Origin of the sequence: Neorhizobium sp. T7_12, assembly GCF_002968535.1 — a bacterium.
In the GTDB taxonomy this organism is placed as follows: domain Bacteria; phylum Pseudomonadota; class Alphaproteobacteria; order Rhizobiales; family Rhizobiaceae; genus Neorhizobium; species Neorhizobium tomejilense.
On the sequence record NZ_PVBK01000026.1, the window covers coordinates 1 to 19,369 of the forward strand.

Here is a 19,369-nt window from a genome sequence, read left to right on the forward strand (position 1 = left end):
GCCCCAGACTTTCCGCCAGCCAGTTCATGGCCAGACCGCGCTCCTCTGCCGACAGTCCCAGAGGCACAACCGCCTCGTCGAGCACGACGACGGCTGCACCCGCCGCGGCACCCGCCAATATGGCATCCTCGGTCCCCGCCAGCCCGCGCAACAGGTTCGACAGCGTCCAGCGATTCGGGCTGGTCTCTTCGGCTGCAGCAAAGCCGACCACTTCCCAGGCGCCATTCAGCGCTTTCACCGCAATACGATTCTCGCCATTCTGCACCGCCTGCTCGTTCGCCGACGACAGGCCGCCGAAAAACAGTTCGATCTCCACGGTCGGACCTCGATCGAAGCGCCCGATCGCGCCGTCCGAAAGCGGCGCCGCCAGAATGCCGACCCTTGCCGGCCGGTCGAGCACTGAGCGCATGCGATACCCTTCGGTCGTGACGGACGAGGATAACGCCGTCCGTCGCCACGGCCGGCAGAAACCCGCAACGCGGGCGAAGTTCGCTGCCTCGCCGGGCGCAAACCGCGGCAGATCGAGAAAGTGCAGTACAGGCGCAAATGCGTCGGAGACGGCGCTACCGCCATTCCTGTACCCCTCGCCGACAGCATAGTTCAAAGGCGCAAGCGGCGCGTGGTGCCGCGCCTCGATCCGCCGCGCTGCGCCCTCTTCGATCCGTTCGACGATAAACGTCCCCTCCGGGCCAGCGGCATCCGGCAGAGCCAGCCGCACCGCATCGCCGGGCTCGACGGCAATCTCCGCCGGCGAAAGCGCAAAACTCAACGACCGCCTCGCGGCCCTGTGCGTGCGCAGCAGCGTCTCGACCGCACCGAGCGACGTTTCCTCCGGCAGCACGGCTGGCAGGTCGTAACTCAGGATGCGCTGGCTTTCCGCCCGCGCCCGCCGCGATCGCACACCCGCCTGTTCGTAGTCCAGACTCGGATTGTAGGAGGTCAGCACCGCCTCCGCCGCAAAATCGCTGTCATGCCCGCGGTTTTCCGACCACAGCGGCTCATCCTCGATATCGGCAATGACGGCGATCTCCTTGGCCGCCAGGCTCGCCGTCAGCCGTGACCGGAAGCGCAGCCTGCCGCCGTCTTCGGCGACATCCACCTGAAAGACCTCGAGCAGCGGCTCCAGAAGCGCCCTCGCGGAGGTCACCTCGCCCTGCACGTAGCCAGTCAGGTCGCCGCTCACTTCCGAAACGTCGAAATCTTCAAAACCATGCTCCGTCAGGATCGCGGCAATGGCATCGGCAAGCGTAGTTCCGCCCAGCCGGCCATTGAGCCAGTGGCCGGTGCGCCAGTTGCCGCCATCGCTCCAGGCCGAAAGATCGCCGGGAAAGGCCGGAACAGGCCGGGCATCCCAAGTCCAGACAAAGACGTGGTCTGGATCGACCATGCCAGTCGGCGGCGCTTCGCCCTGCCACCAGCCATGATGCGCTTCCAGAAACCGACGCTGCATGCTGTCCGACCGCCCGCCGCTCGAAAAATAGGGCAGCGCACTTTCGGCCGATTTCGGGTCGGTAAAGACATTCGGCTGGTTGGCGCCCTTGTCGACCGCCGGGCACCCGAGTTCGGTAAACCAGATCGGCTTCATGCCGGGCACCCAGGCCGTGGGCATTGCAGTCTCGGCACCGCCCACACGGTCATGATGCCGGTTCGACCACCATCCCAGGAGATCCTTGTAACGATAGACCCACGGCTTGCCCGCCAGCCCATCCGAAATTGGCGATCGCAGCCGGTTTCGTCGGTCCGCATCGCTCGCATAATACCAGTCGAAACCCTCGCCGGCGGCGATCTGAGCCGCCATCGCTTGGGCATCATCCGCAAGACGAAACCCATCCGGATTGTCCGCGACAAGATCTTCGTCGCGCCAATCGCCGAGCGGCATGTAGTTGTCGATGCCGACCGCATCGATATCCACCGAAGCCCAGAGCGGATCGAGGTGGAAATGCACCTCGCCCGAACCGTCCTGCGGGTGATAGCCGAAATATTCGCTCCAATCGGCGCCGTAGGTGAGCTTCGTCCCCGTCCCGACGATCGCCCGCACATTCGCCGCAAGCCGAACCAGTTCCTGCACAAAAGGAAAGATCCCCGTCTCGTCGCGCAATTGCGTCAGCCCGCGCAGCTCCGAGCCGAGGATGAAACCATCGACCCCGCCCGTGGCCGCCGCCAGGCCGGCATAATGCAGCACCATGCGCCGGTATCCCTCGGAACCCGCGCTGAAAGCCTGCACCTGCGCCCGCGCAGCCGCAGTCCTATCCGCCGACACCGGGAAACAGGTGATCCGCCCGCGCCAGGGAAAGGCCGCCTGCTCCACTCCGCCATAGGGATCCGGTCGGCCATTGCCGGGCGGAATATCCATCATCACGAACGGATAGAGATAGACCTTCAGCCCACGCGCCCTGAGGTCGGCGATCGCCTGCGCCACGCTCGCATCGTTCGGCGTGCCGCCGAAAGCCGGCCCGCTGAGCTGGCTCACCAAATGTGCCCCGCCGCGCGATATCCCGGCCACGGACCACTCCGCGCTTTCCTCCCACCGCTCGGGCACCTCGACGCCCGGCACGATCCGGCAATGCCCTGCCCTGAGGTCCGTCCCGAACCAGGAGACAACCAGCGCCACCCGCTCGAGGTTCGGGCAGAGCGCCTGCAACTCGTCGAGCGACGCCTGCCAGTCGGTTCCGGATGCCAGCGTGTGGCGATTGAGGATGCGCGCGCTGCCCTCGCCGGTCTTCTCCGTCACCGGCACAGTCGCATAACCATGTTCGGTCGCGCCCGGAGTGATCGTCACGGCGCGTATCTGATGTTCGAGCCTGCCCACCGGCCGCAGCACCTCGAACTGCAGGAGCGGGATGCGATTGCCGAAACTGTCGAGCGGCAGCCGTTCGAACACCACATAGGCCAGTCCGCGATAGGCCGGCGCATTGCCTTCGCCCTGCTTCGCCTCGATCAGCGGATCGGGCAATTGCTCCCCGTCGCCACGATAGACCCGCATCTCGATTGCCGTCAGATCGAGCTCACGTCCATCGGCCCAGACCCGCCGCACGCCAGCGATCGGCCCCTCGCAGAGCCCGACCCCCAGGTTTGCGAAATAGCGAAACGTCTCCACCCGTGGCCCGCTCGTCGCCTTGCCGCCGGAGCGCTCGCGCGTCACCTCCTCCTCGAACCGCGTCGCCCAGATCAGCGTGCCGCCGATCCGCGCCGTCCCGTAGATACGGTTGACCGTCGCCCCCTCGTCAGCACCCGGGATGCGTGCAGTCGCAAGACGAGGCCCGGAGATGGTCGCGCCGCTGCCGCCGATCAGCGCCCGATCGACCATGCTGCCGGCCAGCGCGCCCGCCGCCCGCCCGATGATCGCGCCGACCGGACCGAACACACTGCCGAGCGCCGCACCCGCCGCCTGGAAAAGGATAGTGGCCATGGAAATACCTCACCGCCGCCCAGCGCTGCCACTGGATGCTCGCTCAGATTGTGGTAGCGTCAGAAAATTCGGGAGCAGAAGCAGCACGCGCCGCGCCAGCCGGCGTATCGGCGAGGATAGGCCACGCCGACCCAGGCAAGGGCCTTGCTCTCGAGAATGGAGGTAATGTGATGAGGCTCAGGCCGATTGGCATTACGCTTATCTTGAAGGTGACCCGGACGGGCTGGTCTATAGCCGTCCGGATCAATTTCAAAACATAAGCAAACGGTGGGCGGGGTAGCAGCTCCGCTCACCACTCCAGAACGATACTCCAAGCGGCATTTCTTTTCAATGAGACGCCAAGGGAAACCGGTACACGCCCGCAACCCGTCGCCGCCACGATGGTACCAGCGCCGAACGCGTCACGGCCGATTGCTCATAGGCGTGGATGAAATGCTGCGGCCCGGCCAATACCCCGGCGTGTTTCGCCGGACAGTCCGGCCGCCAGCGAAACAGCAGGACATCTCCCTGCTCCGCCTCAGCCAACGGCACGCTCGGCCCGAAGAGCCGCGCGGCCGCGTCCGCAAGTCTGTCTTCGCCGCTCCGCTCCGCCCAATCGGGCGCATAGGCCGGCACCGTCTCCGGCTCCTCGCCGTAAAGCTCGCTCCAGATCCCGCGGATGAGCCCGATGCAATCGCAGCCGACAGCCCTCGTCGCGCCCTGATGCCGGTAGGGCGTGCCGATCCACTGCTCGGCCAGTGCCACGACCCGCTCGCTTTGTCCGTTCATTGGAAGATCGGGCCTCCGTCGTGGACCCGCTCCCCGTCGGCATAGGAATAGGCGAAATCGGCGCCCGGGACATGTGGAAAGCCGCGAAAATTCAGATGGTTCGCAAAGCGCCTCTTGCAGGTCGCAAACGACTTGTCACAACCCGCGGTCACCGTGAACGTGTGACCCGCTGCAACCGGCTCCTCCAGCGGCAACCAGAAAATCAGCTCCACCGAGCCGTCCGCGCTCTTTTCGTGCGCGTCGACATCGACCGCCACGCCACCCGCAAACGTCAGCACGCCCTGCCGAAAGAAATCGCTCGCGAAACCGCCGAGGCCCGAGACGACAATCTGGCTCGCGTCCTTCACCGCGATCACCGCCCCCTCGCCGCGCCACAGATCCAAGTTTACACCACAACGGGCATCCCCAAGGCTTGCGTCACAGCGCCGATTATAGACGCGTCCCTGCGGCTGGCTCAGCCGATGCGCCAGACTGCGCAGCTCTGCGCGAAACTGCCCGCCGGCGCGGGAAACCTCGCCGATCTCCCGCACGTTCAAGAGCACATGCTGATCCGCCGCCGCCCAGTTGACGAGAAACAGCTCCACCCGCGCACCGTCATACCTACCGGTCGCCAGATCCTGCTCGCGGATCGCCGCACTCGAAAACCCGCCAGCCACCTCGTCGGCACCCGCCGAAAGCCCTGTTGCCGCTTCTGCCTCGCTTGCCGAAAAGCCACTCGCCGCCAGGAAGGTCGTCCCACCAAATGTCAGGTCGTGGTCGTGTTCGGTAAATCCCAGCACCGCCCCGTCACGCCGCGTCACCCGCCATGCATGGCAGGTAGTTGTCGTCTCCTGCGCCCGATGTTCGGCCAGATCAGCCGGTACTGTTTTCATGCCAAAACCTCCGTCAGCGGAATGGTCGGAATATGCCCGGCATCGAAATGCGCGAGGTTAACGTCGATCCGGTCCGTATCGAACCGCACCGGCACGTCGAATTCGTAACCCGCCCGCACCGCCACCCCGACCGGCGGAACATGCCCGGCGGCAAAGGTGACAATCCCCGTCGCCGCATCGACGGACCAGGCCTCCGCCGGTACTGCGACGCCGTCCACCGACACCACGATCGAGCCAGTGGCCGGCTTGGCGATCCGCCTCGTCCAGCTCCCCGCGCCATCCGCGTAGGTTTTGACGAGCTGGAATGCCGCGGTCTCCCCGTCGCCCATGCCGATCGCCTGGTCGGTCGCCGATACCGCCTCGCCCGGCGCGCAGGATTTCCCGTCGACCGGATCTCGGAACCGAAAGCCGTAAAGCTGCCCGCCCCGCGCCTCGAAAAATTCCAGCACCGCATAAAGATCGGCGAGCGACTTCACCCCCGAACCGGCATCATAGCTGCGCCTTGAATCCCGCCAGCGCTGGTTACGCTGCTCGCGCCCGTTGGAAAGATTGACTATATCGGTGCGCCGCATCGGCCCGCCGGTTGCCCCGAGCGCCAGGCGCAACGGGAACCGAACCTCGTGAAAACCGCTCATCTCATCCTCGCAACATCGTCACAGGCCGCGCCGTCCGCGCGAAACACTGCGCGCCAGCATGGCGGAAATCTGCCCTTCGCTTTTCCGAAAGCTCGCGGCGTCGCTCGCCGTCACGTTGAAGACGATCTGCGGCGTGGCCCCGCCGGCCGCCGCAACGCCGAGCGCGCCGTCCGGCCCGCGCCTGAGCGGCAGGATTGCTTCCGCCCCCGCCTCGCCCATCAGGCCCATATCGCCGCCCATCGGAAAGAAGCTCGGGGAACGCACGACACCGCCGTCGGCAAACGGCGTCACCGATCCGACAAGTCCGCCGATCGCATTGCCCAGCATGTTTTCGAGCGGCCTCAGGCCAGCGGCCAGCGCGATGTCCGAAAGCCGGTTGCCAAGCCCCTTGAGTACGTCTTCGAGCCCGCGCCCGCCTGTCGTCGCGGACCTGAGCGCCCCGGTCAGCGCCACGCCGAAGCGCTGCGAACGCACTTCGAGGTCCGCCATCACCCCGGTCAGCGCCTCCGCGCCGGAGAGCGTGCCGGCCAAATTATTGTCGTCTTCCATGGTGAACTCCCGTTTCGTCGCCGCGGCCCTGACTCACCCATCCGGGAACGCCCGCATCAGCGCTTCCAACCCGGGCTTCTCCATACCTGCGCCACGTCCCCTCATCCCGCCGGTCATGGCCAAAAACTCGACCGGCGTCAGCGCCCAGAAATCCCTCGGCGGAAGCCGCAGCAGGCAGAGGCCGGCATGCATCACCGCATCCCACGGAAACGGTCGCCTCGCCTCTTCGATCGCAGTTGTGGCGGAGAACCCACTCGAAGTTCCTCCCGCGACTGGTCCGATTCCCGCTGCGGCACTCAAGGGTTTGCCGCGGCCTCCCCGCCCGGCGCCCCAAACGTCGCCGCCAGCAGATCGCCGACAATCCGTGCGTAGCCTAAAATTCCGCCCTCGACGCTCATTGCCGCCACCTCGTCGTCGGAGAAGAGATTGCCGCCGCCCCTCAGGCCGGCACCGATCAGCCGGATCATGTCCGCCGCCTTCAGCCGCCCGGAGGAAAACCGGTCCGCCAGCCCGTTGAGGTCGCTGACGGAAAACGCCGTTTCCAGTTCCGCCAATGCGCCGAGCGTCAGGCAGAGAATGCGGCGGTCGCCATCGATCACCGCCTCCACCTCGCCGCGCCTGCGGTTTGCGTGTCCGCCCGCCATCACAGCACTCCGAAGGTCAGGCTGCCGGCCGATTCCAAGGCCAGTTCAAAGCGGATCTCTCCATTGTGCTCGCCGGAATATTCGAGCGCCGTCACCTGGAACGGTCCGGTCACCGTGCCGAAGGCCGGGATCAGAATCTGCCAGGCCAGAATGCTGCCGGCAAAGAACGCCGCCCGCACCAGCGCATCGCTTTCCTGGTCCTTGAAAATGCCGGCGCCGGTCAGAGAAGCGCGCTGCACGCCGGCGCCACCCAGCAACTCGCGCCAGCGTCCGGCGCTTTCGGCATCGGTGATGTCGACGGTCTCGGCATTGAAGGCGAGCCGCTTCGAGCGCAACCCCGCCACCGTCAGGAACGCGCCGTCATTGTCGATCTTCAAGAGCAGGTCCTTGCCCTTCTGCGCCACCATGTGGAAGTCCTTTCCGCTGTTATCCGTTTGTCGCTTCCGCACCGTAAAAAGCGGTGCTAGAGCATCGGGCGCTCAACCGTCCCTTTCGCGAATGCCTTCCGCCGCCATGCCCAAAATTCTCCCGCTGCGCTCGGCGCAGACGATCGCCGTGCTCGCCGTCACCCAGATCATTTCCTGGGGCACGACCTTCGATATGCTCGGGGTCATGGGCCGCATCGTCGCACCGGAACTTGACCTTCCGAACGAGGTCGTCTTCTTCGGCCTGTCGATCATGATGCTGGTGAGTGCGCTTGCCGGTCCCGCGACCGGGCGGCTGCTCGGCCGCCATGGTGCCGCAAAAGTCATGGCCGGCGCATCCGTCATCTTCGCGATCGGCCTGCTGCTGCTCGCGAGCGCCCACGAAATCCTGGTCTACGGCCTCGCCTGGATCGTCATCGGCATCGGCGGTGCGCTCGGCCTGTCGGCGCCGGCCTATACGGCGGTCGTCGAGCGCGAGGGGCTGGACGGCAAGCGCATCATCGCCATCCTGATGCTGTTCACCGGGCTTTCGGCGACCATTTTCTGGCCACTCCTGGCGCTGATGAACGATCTCGTCGGCTGGCGGATGACGTTCGTATTCTCGGCGATGCTGCAGCTCTTCATCTGCCTGCCGCTCTATCTGTTCGGTCTTCCCAAACCGATCGACCGCAACGAGCAGACCCAAGCCACGGATACGGCCCCTGTCGATTTCACGCCGCCGGAACGCCGTCGCGCCTTTTTCCTGGTGGCGGCGGCAACCGCGATCAGTTCGTTCATCAGTTTCGGCCTGTCGCCCTCGCTGCTGGCCCTGCTGCAACAGGCCGGCGCCTCGCCGGCGCTTGCGCTGCAGCTCGGCTCGGCGCGGGGCGCGATCGGCGTTTCCGCCCGCTTCGTCGACATGGCTCTCGGCAGACGCGGCAATGCGCTGCTCACCTCGCTCGTCGGCACCGGCCTGATCCTCTTCAGCTTCCTGCTTACCGCGACCGTCACGTCCTCTGCCCCGGTCCTGGTGGTCTTCATGCTGCTCTACAGCTTCGGCACCGGCGTGCTTGCAGTCGCCCGTGCACTCCTGCCGCTGTCGCTCTTCTCACCGCGCGAATTCGGCCTGCAATCGGCCCGCCTGTCGCTGCCGCAGAACCTTGCCACTGCCGCCGCGCCGGTCATATTCACCGCCATCCTCGACCGTGCCGGCGTCACCGCGGCGTTGGTGACCGGCGCCGTGCTCTCGGCAATCTCGCTGGTATTGGTGCTGATGCTGGTGAGGCTGGTGCGGCGGGCGAATGCGCGGACGGCGGAACCTAGTCCCGCTTCATGATCCTGTTCTTTCGCTCGCGATCCAGGTCGATGATGCGGCCGCGAATCTGCTCGAAGAATTCCTTCGGCAGCATGCCGTAATCCCAACGGCCTGGATCGTCCGGACGCGGTCTGAGGTCGTAGCCGGGCCACAGGAACCTGTTGAGTTCATCCAGCCGCAGCCAATGACGGCCATCGTCGAAGCCGAGGCTTTTGCAGATCGCAGCAGGTATTTCAAGCGAGGCCTTCGGATTGCCTTGACCAGGCGGCGAATGCGTCACCGGCGCCACGATCGTCTGGATCGCGCCTGCCTGGTTATAGGCGGCGACAACGATGGCGCAGGGACGATCCTTGCCCGCCTCCACTGAGCCGCGATCTTCCTCGCTGCTCCAGAGGAACGCGTAACGAATGACGAGACCCGGCTTCGGTTCCGGAAAGCTCACCTGGCAATCGAGCCGTATTCGGCGTCACGGATAGCAGAGAGTGTCTCCTCGTCCAGTTCACCGACAGTCAGGATCTCCCGTTCCTTGCGCTTCAGCGTCTCGTAATGGGCAAGCTCGCTGGCGGAGAGATAAGCGCCTACCACGCGCCCGTGACTGGTGACACTGATCACCTTGGCGCTGATCGCCTCGTCCTGATATCTTGCAAAATTGCGGGCGAATTCCGTCGCCGCAACGCGGAGGGGTTCAGTCATGAAGCTGCTCCTTGGCTCCACTTAAAATACGCAAAATGTGTAATTTACGCAAGCCTATTCCGTCACCGCCCGAAACCGCATCTCCGCCAGATAGAACTTCGTCTTCGGCTCCCGCCGCGTCCTTGTGCCCACTTGCAGCAGGTTCACCAGCACCGCGCCCTCCAGCGCCAGCGCCGCATCGTGCAGCAGGGCGTGCAGCAGGCCGGCGATCTCCTGTGCCTGCCGCCGTCCCTCGCCATCCGACCAGATTTCCAGAACCAGAAGATGTTCCTCGCCCGCCTCACTGGCGGTCGAAAAGTCCCGTGTCTCCAGCTCGCCGAACACCACGCACGGCAGCTTTGCCCGCGGCAGAAGCCGGTCACGGATGCCGCCCGTGCCGACGATCGCAGTCAGCGCCGCATCATTGGCAAGCGTCTGATGGATCGCCTGCAGAAGCGCGTTTCCCGCCGTCATCGGGTTTCCTCCTCGCATTGGCAGACGAGATAGCGCCGCGTCTCGTCCAGATCGTGCACCAGCTTCACCAGGAAGGTCCGCGCGCCCTTGCGAAACCGCTGGCCGGCTGAAATGCCATCGCGAAACCGTACCCAGATGCGGTGGCTGATGGTGCCGGTCTCTGCGGCCGCCTGTTCGGCTACCACGAACGAAACCGGCTCGATCCGTGCCCACAGCGAGAGCATCACCTCCCAGGCCACCGTCGCGCCGCCCTGCCCGTCCGGCACCGTCCGGGGCGCCTCGAGGTCGAGCCTTGCGGTCATCAGCCCCGGATCGAAGAACACGACCATCAGAGCCTCCGCATCCGAAAGGGCGCGATCAGCCGCTCGTAGCCGTCGGGGATGCCGGCCGGCTGGTCCTCCGGCGAAACGACGCCGCGAAAGGCGAACATGTGGCCGATATGGATCGACATCGCCCGCTTCAACGTATCCGGCACATCGGTGCCCGCCTCGCCGAAACCGGCCGAAAAGTCGATCTCGATGCCGTTGACCGATCTGCCCGGTGCCGGCGGGTGCCGCAGCCACAGCCGCGTCGGACGGCCCTTGCCGTCGAGCAGATGATCTTCCAGTGGAACTTCAAGCGCCGTGCCGTCAGCGTCGTAAACCGTAACGTTCTGAATCTCTTGCACCGGCGATCTCGAAATCCGGATCACCCCGTCCGCTGGCCAGCTGTCAAGATAGAGCCGCCAGGCCTGAGAGATCAGGCAAAGCCCGGTCTCCCGCTCCAGGTGTTCGCGGGCGGTGCTGATCAGCGAGGCCAGCAGCGCATCCTCATCGCTTCCATCGAGACGCAGATGCGCCTTCACCTCGGCAAGCGTCAGCGGCTCCGCGGAAGGCGGAGTGGTTTGGGCGTAGGTCATGGGGATCCTTCGAGAGCTTGGCCGACGCCGGCTCCGCATACTCCGTCATCCTCGGGCTCGACCCGAGGATCCAGGCCGAGCCCGATGGGTATCAATGCGGAGAGGCGCCACGCTAGAAAGGCTGGATCCTCGGGTCGAGCCCGAGGATGACGGAGGCCGAATTATGCCGCCGCAAACTTCACCACCTTGATCGCCTCGAAATTCTGCACCCCGCCGCCGACGCGCTTGGTGGTGTAGAAGAGCACATAAGTGCTAAACGCGGTTTACACTACTTTTTTTAAAGCGTTGCAGCGCAAGGGTTTTTGCTGCTTTCCGACGAAGGCTCCGGCCAATGTCGATTGGTTCTTAGGTCTTGATGAAGTAGTTCACGTTGACGTTCACCGGGCGCGTTTCAGTTGCCGTTCTCACCTGACGCGAACTATCCATCGAGACAGAAACTGATGTCGCCGTTCCGCTACCTCCGCCTCTGCTCCACGAATCCGTAGCGGCACCGCGAAAGAATGGACCCGTTGATGAACCGGCAAGGACACCACCAATCGAACCTGAGATCTGTTGCATCGCGTCAGTCTGCAATGATCCGAGTGCGCGCGCAGCATCCAAGCCACGCCCGTCATCAGAGCCACGCGCGAAGACGCCGCGAAGATCAGGAAGGTTGAACGTCGTGCCGTCACCCAAACCCCAATCGCTTCTAAGATAGGAATGTGTTCCAGACTGCGTGCCGGACGTGGAGACAAAAACGTCGGCTTGCTGGTTGGCCTGAGACGTTGCAAGTCTGAAGTTGTTCGCGTCGACCGAGATGACGAAATAGTCCGACGTAGTATTGAGGCCAGTCGGGAGCGCGCCGGTTGTGCTTAGTCGGAGCCGTTCGCCTCCTACAAAACCGTGAGCGGTCTTTGCAAACAGGGCCGACGCGATCGTCACCGTGAAGTCTTCCAGCGTGTAACCAGCATTCGTGACCAACGCATCGAATAGATCAGCATAGGTAGTTCTGCTCACCGCCGCGCCGTTGCACTTGAGCCAGCCCGTCGGCGGCGTTGACATCGCACCAATGACGATGAAACCAGCCGGAAATCCTGGGATTGCTGTAACCGCTGTTTTCACGAAGGCGGTTGTCGCAAGTTGAGTGCTATCGCTTTCGGCGGTTGCTGTTGGAGCGGTTGGAGTACCTGTCAGCGCAGGAGACGCTAGGTTCGCTTTGAGATCGAGAGCCGTTTGTTGAGGCGTCGATACGGGAAGCGCAGTTGCGTGATAACCATCGAGCAAATCTGCATCAAGCGTAGAGCCATCACCGTCATTGGCAGCGGTCCAAACGGTTGCACCGGCAAACTGCATATTGCCGGTCTCGGGAATATCTAGTTTCTGAGTTGCGACGCCGGCAGCATTGTAGGTTTGGATTGTAACGGCTGAACCGGCGATGTTAGCGGAAATCTGGCCACGGTTGATCGTGCCAGTCTTCTTGCGAAGGTAGATCTGTGGTGACGTGTCATCATCGACCGAGAGAATATCGCCGCTTATCGTTGTTGCAGACGTGAATGTTTTACCGGTCTGTGTCGTAGGTAGTCTTGCGTCAAGAATGTTGCCCGAGACACGACCGATTTCTGTAAAAGCAGGGTTCGTGATACGGAAGGCCGCGCCATCGTAGTGGGCAATGACGACCGTGCTGGCCTGAATATCACCGAGCAGCAGAGCCGAGCCATCTGGACGAAGCAGCGACTTCGCACCTTGAGCGTTGACGTTCAATGTTGCTGCACCAGCGCTCGTCACATGCGCCCAGAATACGAATTTCTTGCCTTTGGTGATCGGAGCGGGTGCTTGCGCGTAGGTCAGAACGTAAGCGGTCGAAGTGCCGGTGCTCGTGTAGATGGGATTGGATTGCACATAGTCGCGCTTGATGGCACCGCGAGTTGCACGAAGGATCGGAGCAACTGTGTTCGGCGCATAACTGCCCTGAATACCATCCGGGCTTGCGCTGTTATTCGACGGGTCAAGTTCTGACCACTTTGTATCTGAAATGTCTGCCATTGGCGTTTACCACCTTGTTTTTATTGTTTTTGTCGGTGCTCACGCTCTCGCGCTTACGTATTTACCGTTCCCATGCTTTTTCTTGGTAATTGATCTCGCGTAGGTACTCGTCGAGCGCAGTACGAGTGGCCGGATTGGCTGCCGTCTTGGCGAGCGAAGCGATGCCTTCGATGAACTTGCGAGTGCCGCCCTTTTCGACCGATGCTCGTGAGAAGCCTGCAAAGCGATTGACCACTTCAGGGTCAGCCAGCAACGCGGCCTGATAACGACGACCGCCCCAAGCAAGGGTTTTGCCTGCAATCGCTGTTGCTGCACCAGTTGGACCGGCGAACAACGCACCCAAGATCGTCGTGCGATCCAATGGGTTCATTTCTGCCAATGCCGACTGATGCGAAGCCGTGTTGGAGTGATTTGCTTTGCCCTGATACGGCTTCCAATTCTCAGCCACACGCGCAAGACGATCCATGTCCTGACGATACTGCGCACGGCTCGTGCCCTTGAACAGCGCGTCCTTGGCTTCCGGCGAAAGCCTGCTCCATTCGTTGAGCATGCGGGTCGGATTATAGACGCTCTCGCCTGCCTCGGTGACCTGACGGCCCATGCGAAGGACTGTGTTACCGGCGAGATCATCCCATGCTTCTTGTCCACCGGCCTTTTCGATTTGGCGGCGAATGGCCTGCAACCGAGTGCCACCCTTTGTGGACTGCGCAAGAACGTAGTCGTGCACCTTGTCCGGGGTCATCTTGAGGATCGGATCAATCGACTGCTTCTCATTGAAGATGCTGTCATCTGCGACACGACGACGGAACTGGTTGTTCGCCTTACGCCATGCCTGCAAAGCATCAGGACCAGCCGCACTAGCAGTGGCTTCCATGTCCTTGGTCAGAGCATCCGCAACGCTGTTGAGGCGGGTCTTGAGAACATCATCAGCGCCGGGGTCATTTGCAAGTTCTCGGATTGAAGTACGAGCCTGTTTGAGGGCGTTGAAATCAGCACCCTTGCCGACATCTTCGACAATCGCCGACGCCTGCCGAATAGCGGCATCGTAGGCTTTGCCCTGATTGAGTTCAGCGGACTTGCCGAGCAATTTGCGCTGACCTTGGAGGCGCTTCAGTTCCGCGCCGATATTGTCGCCGCTGGCCTTCACACCTTGCGTAAGTTGGGCGGTCTGGCCGTAGAGTTCATCGCTGCGGGCTGTAGCCGCTTCTTTGGCACGCTGGGCGTATCCTTGCAGTGCCTCGCCTAGTTCCTGCTTGCTCGCTGCTCCACGGCCTCCCGTGAGACCATCAACAACCCGCAAGTGCTCATCGCCTTGGGCATTGAAAGCCTGAGAGATGCGATCCTGAATTCGTTTGCCGGAATTGGTATTGGCAAGTGCGTGTTCTTTAGTCGCGATACGGGCATTGCCATTGACCATCCCTGCGGTCGGCTCAGCACCTATAGCGCGGAGATCCGTGGCGCGTTGAGCAGCCTTCGCCGCATCATCAGCACTGCCGACAATAGCGCGACGGCCAGCGTCGATCGCCATCCGAGCGCCCTTCGCAACGGCCATGCCTGCGCCTTCACCAGCCGCGTTCAATGCGAAGGTCTTAGCCGCGTCTGTCAATTGTTCCGAGCCGGTTCGTGTGTCCTCGTTGCCGAACAGGTAGTTTAGACCGCGCTGGACGCCTTCACGGCCTGCGACTGCGCCTGTGCCCGCACCAGCGATACCACCGGCAACACCACCAGCAGCCGTGCCGACTACAGGGACAGCCGAACCGACAGCAGCACCACCGATACCACCGCCGACAGCACCACCGATACCGCCACCGATTTCACCGATCTCAGGTGCGATGCTGGCAAAGTCACCGGCTGTGAGATTAAGTGGGTTCCAACTTTCACGATTGTACATGATGGTCTTACCCGTTTCGGGGTTGGTCATCATGAAGTTGCTGCCGTCTTTCGTTGGCTGCGCATCTGGATAGGTCTTGCGAAGCGCGACTAGTTTGTCCTCTGGCTTCTCAAGCGCACCAACTTCCATACGGACGTTCCATGGTGCTTCGCCTTCGGGATCGATATTGCTTTCATCTGGACCGACACGAACGTCATCGTCGGCATCCATCAGAGCAGCCAAGCCGGGGTCAACATCGCTGACAACCTCGTCCTGGTCCATGAGGGAGAACAACTCGTCTTCCGGCTTCTTCTTTAAAATGCTTCCACTACCAGCCATTAGATGAGCCTCCCGCCGCGATTACCGCGCTTCATCATCATTTGAAGCAGTTCCCACGGCTCCATTCCGTCAGTCCCGTCACCGCGCATTGGCGTCACGCCGCTAACCGCTCCGGTCAGTTGCACTGGCGCGTCCTGTGTGCGACCGCCTTTGGCAACCTGCTTGTTCATGCTGTCGGCGTTCTTGCCCATCATCTCACCGAGACCGCCGAGCAGTTTTCCGGTCTTAGCCGTGTCCATGCCGAAGATTTCATCCGGCAGGATTTTCGGGATGTCGATGAGTGGCTTGTCGGCTTTTGCCGTTTCGATCACGGGTGCTTCCGGCTTATCGACAGCGAGAAGCGAAGGGCCTTGTGCTCGTGCCTGAACCTGAGAAGGTGCGGCGGCGGCGATTTCTTCCGGCGTGCGACCAAGCAATTCCTGTGCAACACCAAGACGATTATCCCAGCCGTGACCAGCCGTTGGGTTTGCCCTGCTGTAGCCTTGTGGACGCTCGTACCCGATCATCGCAGCGGCAGCATCGTGCTCGTTCTGCGCGCTCATCAAGCGGTCGTAAGAGTATTTCTCTGGCCCCTGCATTTCGTGCATGACGAAATCCAGTTGCGTGTCACGGTCAGTAAAATCCGTGCCGCGCTCCGCTGCGAATGACTTCAGTGCTTTTGCACGGTCACCATTCCATTGGCCTTGCCCGATACTATCGGAGCCATCATGGCCATCGCCGGGATTGCGAGCCATTGGGTTCATCGTGCTCTCTTGGAAGAGATTGCCTACGATACCAGCGGCCTGATGCGGCTTGAGTTTGTATTTGTCCTGATAATATTTGAACGCGTAAAGCGCATCGTTATTCAATGCGGGTCTTGCCAATGTCTCACCTCGTCCCGTTGATCGGGCTTCTTGTGGTAGTTATTTCTTTTTCTTGATCTGCTTCGTGCGGGGATCGATGTACGACGCTCCCGACGGCAGTTTGTTGTAATCATCAACTGTCGTGACCGCAGCCGGTGGTGTTTCGACCGGGCGACTAGCCTTTCCATCGTCACCGATGTCCAGCAGGTTCGATTTCTTCTCAGGCCGCGTGTATTCGGGAACGGAAACACCACCGAGAACCGAACGCTCTCGCTTGAAGGTGTCGTTGTCGCCGGGATAAACGGTGTCGAGTTTGCTGTTATACGAGGTGATCAAGTCCTTGTTGCCGCGCTCCATGATATCGAGCAGGCGTGTGATGCTGGTCTCGTCCAGTTGGATAGAACCACCAGCAGCCTTTTCAGCGAACTCACGGTCACTGTTCGAAATGTTGGCCGAACCGACCGTCATCTTGAGCATTGCCGAAACTTGCGGAGCGATAGCCGAGCGGAAGGTTTCAGTGTTTGTGATCTTGTCCACGTCACCGATGCCCACGTATTGACCGATCTTTCGAAGGCCAAGCACATAGTCAGCACCAGCGCCGAACACGCCTCCGCTTTCGACCGCGTTGCGTGCCTCGTAGATGCCCTTCAAGCCGTTTTGCGCCTGACGTGCCTTCTCGTTCTCAGCAAGCATCGTGTCGAAGATCTGCTTATCCGAGCCGCCGCCATTGGTGATGTTTGTTGCACCCGCGCGCTTAAGGTCGATCCGTTCCTGACGGAATTTCGGGTCTTCAAGGCCAAACTCGTAGTCCTTGCGGTCGGTCGTGTACTGGCCAGCATCCTTGGCGCGGGATAGGTCTTCTGCCGATTGCGCAACGCCGGGAGCAAGTTCGTACCCATCAGGGCCGAGCAGCGCGCCGTTCTTACGCTGCTCGTCATCAAGCCGCTGAATACGTTCCATCAGCGCGTTTGCGGCTCCGAACTCGTTGTTGTCCAAGGCGAGTTTGTGAAACGCCTTCAACTGAGAGATGCTATATGCTTGATCGCTGTTGGTATCGATACCGAGCGCAGCGATGGCATCTTTGTTCGCCTGATCGCGCTGCAACTTGATCTGGTTCGCGCCGAGTTTCGCGTTGGTCAGACGTTCCTCAAGACCATCCTTGCGAGCGTCGCCATAGCCTTTTGCCGCTGCACCGATACCAGCGCCGAGGACAGAGCCGAAGTTCATTGGATCGCGGCTAGGTCCACCAGCCATCATAGCACCAGCACCACCTTGGATGAGAGCCATTGCGAGGGCTTGTCGTTTCTCGTCGTCTTGCGGAACGATGCCGTCGAGCAGGCCAAACATCGTTCGGTTCTTCTTCTCAGGTTCAGCAGGAGCCGAAGTGTCGAGCAGAGCGGGTGCAGGAGCCTGTGAAGGTTGATCAACGTTGAGCAGACCACTTTGAGCCTGCTCCTGCAGTTTCTTTTTGTCCTCGTCGGTCAGTGATTGCCACATGCTTAGGAAATCGAAGTTTGCCATTTACGCGGCCTCCACGAATGTATCGGTGATGATGTGTTTGCGACCGCCGATTTCAATAACCGCGTCTGGAATGATCTCTTCGACCTCTTGAGCCATTGGACCCACCCATGTGGTTTGCTCTGGATCGTCCTTGTAGGTGAACTCGTACATCGGGATTGTCGAACCATCGGCAACCGGCATAAAACCGATCTGACGGATGGTGCGCTTGGTGCGCTCGTCGCAAAGTGTGAGCAGCCCGAGAAGCGAACCCAAACCACCAGCAACCTGACCCGCCGTGTTCGAGTACACAGGGGTAGTCACGTTGTTGTAACCACCGCCGTTGACCATGTTGATCATGTCGGCGATATTTCTAATCGGTTGTGTCTGCTCGAAATCGTGCTTCTGAATGTCGGCGTTCAACACGTCCTGTGCGCGGGTATCTTGAATTGCGCCGATCTGGCCCAATTGCTGCGAAGGCAGGTAACCGTAACCGTAGGCATCGCCAGCCATGCCAGCCGCGCCCAACTGAGTGTTTGCAGCGGCGTTTGCATTTCCGGCCTGACTATTCGCTGCATCCAGTTGGAGTTTCGAGTTGTTCAAGCCGTTGTTGACGTCCTGATTGTGAATGTCGCTCTGCAAGCCCAATGCGGCCAACTGCTGTGCCTGCTGAGAATTGCTGGTGTTCGCCACGTTCGCATTTGCGGAAATCTGGTTTTGCTGGTCGCTGTTGTAGAAGTTTCCGACCTGCTGGTTCGCGTTCAACTGTGTCTGAATATCGGTGTTATACTGAGCACCGTACATGTCGGTTGCTGCTCGACCCATCGCTTCCGCTGCTGTCGATGTCGCGTTGTTCAACTGAGTTGCGAACGCATTCGAACCTGAACGACCCAGCATGTTCGCCTGACCGGAAATGCCCGGCATCGTGACGTTCTTCAACTGGTCGGCAATCTTGCCCTGCTGTGTTGCTACCATCTGGTCCAAGTATGGATTCTTACCGACGTTCGCGCCGGATGCCGTAGCCATGAGGTTCGACAACACCGGGTTCTTCGATGAAGCCAGATTGTTCGCCTGCTGCTGTTGCAAGCCCGCTCCTGCGTTCGTGAAATTACCTGCGTTGGCAACTTGGCCGGCTGCTGGATTCGTTCCAGCGGCTGTGCTTGTTTGCAAGCGCGAGAGTGTGTCTTGGGCCTGTGTGGGATTAGCCGAGCCGCCAGCAATATTGGCAACTGCGTTCTGCGCGTTGGTCAGCGCAGCCGTTCCTTGACCACCACGAGCAATCGCTTCCTGCTGCGCCATCGCGTCTTTTGTCGCTTTGGATTGATCCGCAACAGTGGACCCCTGATAATATTGCGGAGCGCCAGCCTCGAAGAGTTTGTCAGCCTTGTTGTAGTACTTCTGAAGAATTGGCTTTGCCGCATCCCATGGTTCTGTTTTTGTGGTGGTCTCTTTTGGCGTGCTACCCATTATGCAAGTCCTTTAAAATATATCGTTTCGTCGTCCCCTTTGTGGGTGGTGAAACCGAATGCTGTTGTGATGCGTGACCAACCGGCTCGGCCAATTCCGAGCACGCCTTCGCAGCCATGCGACCGCGCGTATTCCTCGACCGAGGGCAAACCGACTTCGAAGATTTCGAGCAATGCGCGGGACTTGTTGCCCGCTACGAGGAAGAAGCAGCACACGGACTTGCCTTGCCACTCCGTGAGCGATGTCACAGCGCAAGCGTTGTCAGTGGTCCAGAACTGGTAATCTCGATTGATCAGGCCAGCGTCGATTTGTTCAATCGTGTGGCCGTGGGAATGCTTGAGGGCTTCAATCAGTAGGCTACGATAACGATGATATTCGCGTGTGAATGTCTCGAAACTATCGTGCTTTGTGACTGCCATTACACTCCGTGAATTGCGTACCTAAACGTTCTAACTGTCGTGACTGCCTGACCAAACTTCGCTGTGAACGAGCCAGTCGTATACGTGACTGACCATGTTGCACCAATTGCGTTGTCGCTGTTTGGTGCAAGGGTCACAACGCTGTTTGGATTGACCTTTCCGTTCTGCACCGTGATTGTCGTTGCGTTCGGTGGAAGATCAAACTTGCCTGTGTTGTCGAACTGACGAACCAACTGATTTACAGTTGACTGAACCTGCTTCGCATTGGTCGCG

Annotated in this window: 20 protein-coding genes; 1 reads left to right on the forward strand and 19 read right to left on the reverse strand. The window is 61.1% G+C overall.

The genetic code is table 11. From position 1 onward, the window contains the following. The 8 genes from C5J26_RS29620 to C5J26_RS29660 all read right to left on the reverse strand — a co-directional run. Positions 1-3,409, reverse strand: a 3,409-nt coding sequence (locus C5J26_RS29620) for a glycoside hydrolase/phage tail family protein (RefSeq protein ID WP_105405026.1), incomplete at its 3' end; no start/stop codon positions are given. A 327-nt stretch (positions 3,410-3,736) separates the two neighbouring features. After that, the gene (locus C5J26_RS29630) at positions 3,737-4,177 is read right to left on the reverse strand and encodes an NlpC/P60 family protein (protein ID WP_105405028.1); all 441 of its coding nucleotides are present in this window, start codon (positions 4,175-4,177) and stop codon (positions 3,737-3,739) included. Next, positions 4,174-5,049: a DUF2163 domain-containing protein gene (locus tag C5J26_RS29635; RefSeq protein ID WP_105405029.1), complete on the reverse strand. Its 876-nt coding sequence runs from the start codon at positions 5,047-5,049 to the stop codon at positions 4,174-4,176. The genes C5J26_RS29630 and C5J26_RS29635 overlap by 4 nt, the downstream gene beginning before the upstream one ends. Beyond that, positions 5,046-5,684, reverse strand: coding sequence for a DUF2460 domain-containing protein (locus C5J26_RS29640; protein ID WP_105405030.1), 639 nt, complete (start codon positions 5,682-5,684; stop codon positions 5,046-5,048). Before C5J26_RS29640 ends, C5J26_RS29635 begins: the two co-directional genes overlap by 4 nt. 18 nt (positions 5,685-5,702) lie before the next feature. Next, on the reverse strand, positions 5,703-6,233 hold the full coding sequence (locus C5J26_RS29645) for a phage tail tape measure protein (protein ID WP_105405031.1): 531 nt from the start codon (positions 6,231-6,233) through the stop codon (positions 5,703-5,705). Positions 6,234-6,266: 33 nt separating this feature from the next. Then, the gene (locus tag C5J26_RS29650; RefSeq protein WP_105405032.1) at positions 6,267-6,425 is read right to left on the reverse strand and encodes a rcc01693 family protein; all 159 of its coding nucleotides are present in this window, start codon (positions 6,423-6,425) and stop codon (positions 6,267-6,269) included. Positions 6,426-6,529: 104 nt separating this feature from the next. After that, positions 6,530-6,877: a gene transfer agent family protein gene (locus C5J26_RS29655; RefSeq protein ID WP_105405033.1), complete on the reverse strand. Its 348-nt coding sequence runs from the start codon at positions 6,875-6,877 to the stop codon at positions 6,530-6,532. Beyond that, entirely contained in the window at positions 6,877-7,284 is a 408-nt protein-coding gene (locus C5J26_RS29660) for a phage major tail protein, TP901-1 family (protein WP_046611658.1), read from the reverse strand. Before C5J26_RS29660 ends, C5J26_RS29655 begins: the two co-directional genes overlap by 1 nt. 106 nt (positions 7,285-7,390) lie before the next feature. Here C5J26_RS29660 and C5J26_RS29665 point away from each other — a divergent pair, with 106 nt between their 5' ends. Beyond that, complete coding sequence (locus C5J26_RS29665; protein WP_245441327.1) at positions 7,391-8,617, forward strand: MFS transporter; 1,227 nt, start codon at positions 7,391-7,393, stop codon at positions 8,615-8,617. Here C5J26_RS29665 and C5J26_RS29670 read toward each other — a convergent pair. From C5J26_RS29670 to C5J26_RS29720, 11 genes are all read right to left on the reverse strand, one after another. Continuing rightward, positions 8,601-9,038 carry a hypothetical protein gene (locus tag C5J26_RS29670; RefSeq protein ID WP_105405035.1) on the reverse strand — a complete coding sequence of 146 codons (438 nt, stop codon included), beginning with the start codon at positions 9,036-9,038 and terminating at the stop codon, positions 8,601-8,603. The genes C5J26_RS29665 and C5J26_RS29670 overlap by 17 nt on opposite strands. Beyond that, positions 9,035-9,289, reverse strand: coding sequence for a hypothetical protein (locus C5J26_RS29675; RefSeq protein ID WP_105405036.1), 255 nt, complete (start codon positions 9,287-9,289; stop codon positions 9,035-9,037). The genes C5J26_RS29670 and C5J26_RS29675 overlap by 4 nt, the downstream gene beginning before the upstream one ends. A 54-nt stretch (positions 9,290-9,343) precedes the next feature. Further along, complete coding sequence (locus C5J26_RS29680) at positions 9,344-9,742, reverse strand: DUF3168 domain-containing protein (RefSeq protein WP_105405037.1); 399 nt, start codon at positions 9,740-9,742, stop codon at positions 9,344-9,346. Continuing rightward, the gene (locus tag C5J26_RS29685; protein ID WP_371681963.1) at positions 9,739-10,071 is read right to left on the reverse strand and encodes a phage head closure protein; all 333 of its coding nucleotides are present in this window, start codon (positions 10,069-10,071) and stop codon (positions 9,739-9,741) included. Before C5J26_RS29685 ends, C5J26_RS29680 begins: the two co-directional genes overlap by 4 nt. Beyond that, a complete protein-coding gene (locus C5J26_RS29690) occupies positions 10,071-10,640 on the reverse strand; it encodes a head-tail connector protein (RefSeq protein WP_105405038.1) in 570 nt (189 codons plus the stop codon). The genes C5J26_RS29685 and C5J26_RS29690 overlap by 1 nt, the downstream gene beginning before the upstream one ends. A gap of 345 nt (positions 10,641-10,985) precedes the next feature. After that, positions 10,986-12,662, reverse strand: coding sequence for a phage tail protein (locus tag C5J26_RS33120; RefSeq protein ID WP_105405039.1), 1,677 nt, complete (start codon positions 12,660-12,662; stop codon positions 10,986-10,988). A 61-nt stretch (positions 12,663-12,723) separates the two neighbouring features. Further along, complete coding sequence (locus C5J26_RS29700) at positions 12,724-14,871, reverse strand: hypothetical protein (protein WP_105405040.1); 2,148 nt, start codon at positions 14,869-14,871, stop codon at positions 12,724-12,726. Continuing rightward, positions 14,871-15,734 carry a phage tail tip lysozyme gene (locus C5J26_RS29705; protein WP_172746173.1) on the reverse strand — a complete coding sequence of 288 codons (864 nt, stop codon included), beginning with the start codon at positions 15,732-15,734 and terminating at the stop codon, positions 14,871-14,873. The genes C5J26_RS29700 and C5J26_RS29705 overlap by 1 nt, the downstream gene beginning before the upstream one ends. Before the next feature lie 39 nt (positions 15,735-15,773). Continuing rightward, complete coding sequence (locus tag C5J26_RS29710; protein ID WP_105405042.1) at positions 15,774-17,234, reverse strand: hypothetical protein; 1,461 nt, start codon at positions 17,232-17,234, stop codon at positions 15,774-15,776. Beyond that, positions 17,235-18,677 carry a tail fiber domain-containing protein gene (locus C5J26_RS29715; RefSeq protein ID WP_172746175.1) on the reverse strand — a complete coding sequence of 481 codons (1,443 nt, stop codon included), beginning with the start codon at positions 18,675-18,677 and terminating at the stop codon, positions 17,235-17,237. It lies immediately after the preceding gene. Continuing rightward, on the reverse strand, positions 18,677-19,096 hold the full coding sequence (locus tag C5J26_RS29720; protein ID WP_105405043.1) for a hypothetical protein: 420 nt from the start codon (positions 19,094-19,096) through the stop codon (positions 18,677-18,679). The genes C5J26_RS29715 and C5J26_RS29720 overlap by 1 nt, the downstream gene beginning before the upstream one ends. Between the last annotated feature and the right edge of the window lie 273 nt (positions 19,097-19,369).

Bases quoted from the DNA above. Each gene is read 5' to 3' on its own strand.
- C5J26_RS29630 (WP_105405028.1), bottom strand. From the start codon at position 4,177: ATGAACGGACAAAGCGAGCGGGTCGTGGCACTGGCCGAGCAGTGGATC.
- C5J26_RS29635 (WP_105405029.1), bottom strand. From the start codon at position 5,049: ATGAAAACAGTACCGGCTGATCTGGCCGAACATCGGGCGCAGGAGACG.
- C5J26_RS29640 (WP_105405030.1), bottom strand. From the start codon at position 5,684: ATGAGCGGTTTTCACGAGGTTCGGTTCCCGTTGCGCCTGGCGCTCGGG.
- C5J26_RS29645 (WP_105405031.1), bottom strand. From the start codon at position 6,233: ATGGAAGACGACAATAATTTGGCCGGCACGCTCTCCGGCGCGGAGGCG.
- C5J26_RS29650 (WP_105405032.1), bottom strand. From the start codon at position 6,425: ATGCATGCCGGCCTCTGCCTGCTGCGGCTTCCGCCGAGGGATTTCTGG.
- C5J26_RS29655 (WP_105405033.1), bottom strand. From the start codon at position 6,877: ATGGCGGGCGGACACGCAAACCGCAGGCGCGGCGAGGTGGAGGCGGTG.
- C5J26_RS29660 (WP_046611658.1), bottom strand. From the start codon at position 7,284: ATGGTGGCGCAGAAGGGCAAGGACCTGCTCTTGAAGATCGACAATGAC.
- C5J26_RS29665 (WP_245441327.1), top strand. From the start codon at position 7,391: ATGCCCAAAATTCTCCCGCTGCGCTCGGCGCAGACGATCGCCGTGCTC.
- C5J26_RS29675 (WP_105405036.1), bottom strand. From the start codon at position 9,289: ATGACTGAACCCCTCCGCGTTGCGGCGACGGAATTCGCCCGCAATTTT.
- C5J26_RS29680 (WP_105405037.1), bottom strand. From the start codon at position 9,742: ATGACGGCGGGAAACGCGCTTCTGCAGGCGATCCATCAGACGCTTGCC.
- C5J26_RS29685 (WP_371681963.1), bottom strand. From the start codon at position 10,071: ATGGTCGTGTTCTTCGATCCGGGGCTGATGACCGCAAGGCTCGACCTC.
- C5J26_RS29690 (WP_105405038.1), bottom strand. From the start codon at position 10,640: ATGACCTACGCCCAAACCACTCCGCCTTCCGCGGAGCCGCTGACGCTT.
- C5J26_RS33120 (WP_105405039.1), bottom strand. From the start codon at position 12,662: ATGGCAGACATTTCAGATACAAAGTGGTCAGAACTTGACCCGTCGAAT.
- C5J26_RS29700 (WP_105405040.1), bottom strand. From the start codon at position 14,871: ATGGCTGGTAGTGGAAGCATTTTAAAGAAGAAGCCGGAAGACGAGTTG.
- C5J26_RS29710 (WP_105405042.1), bottom strand. From the start codon at position 17,234: ATGGCAAACTTCGATTTCCTAAGCATGTGGCAATCACTGACCGACGAG.
- C5J26_RS29715 (WP_172746175.1), bottom strand. From the start codon at position 18,677: ATGGGTAGCACGCCAAAAGAGACCACCACAAAAACAGAACCATGGGAT.
- C5J26_RS29720 (WP_105405043.1), bottom strand. From the start codon at position 19,096: ATGGCAGTCACAAAGCACGATAGTTTCGAGACATTCACACGCGAATAT.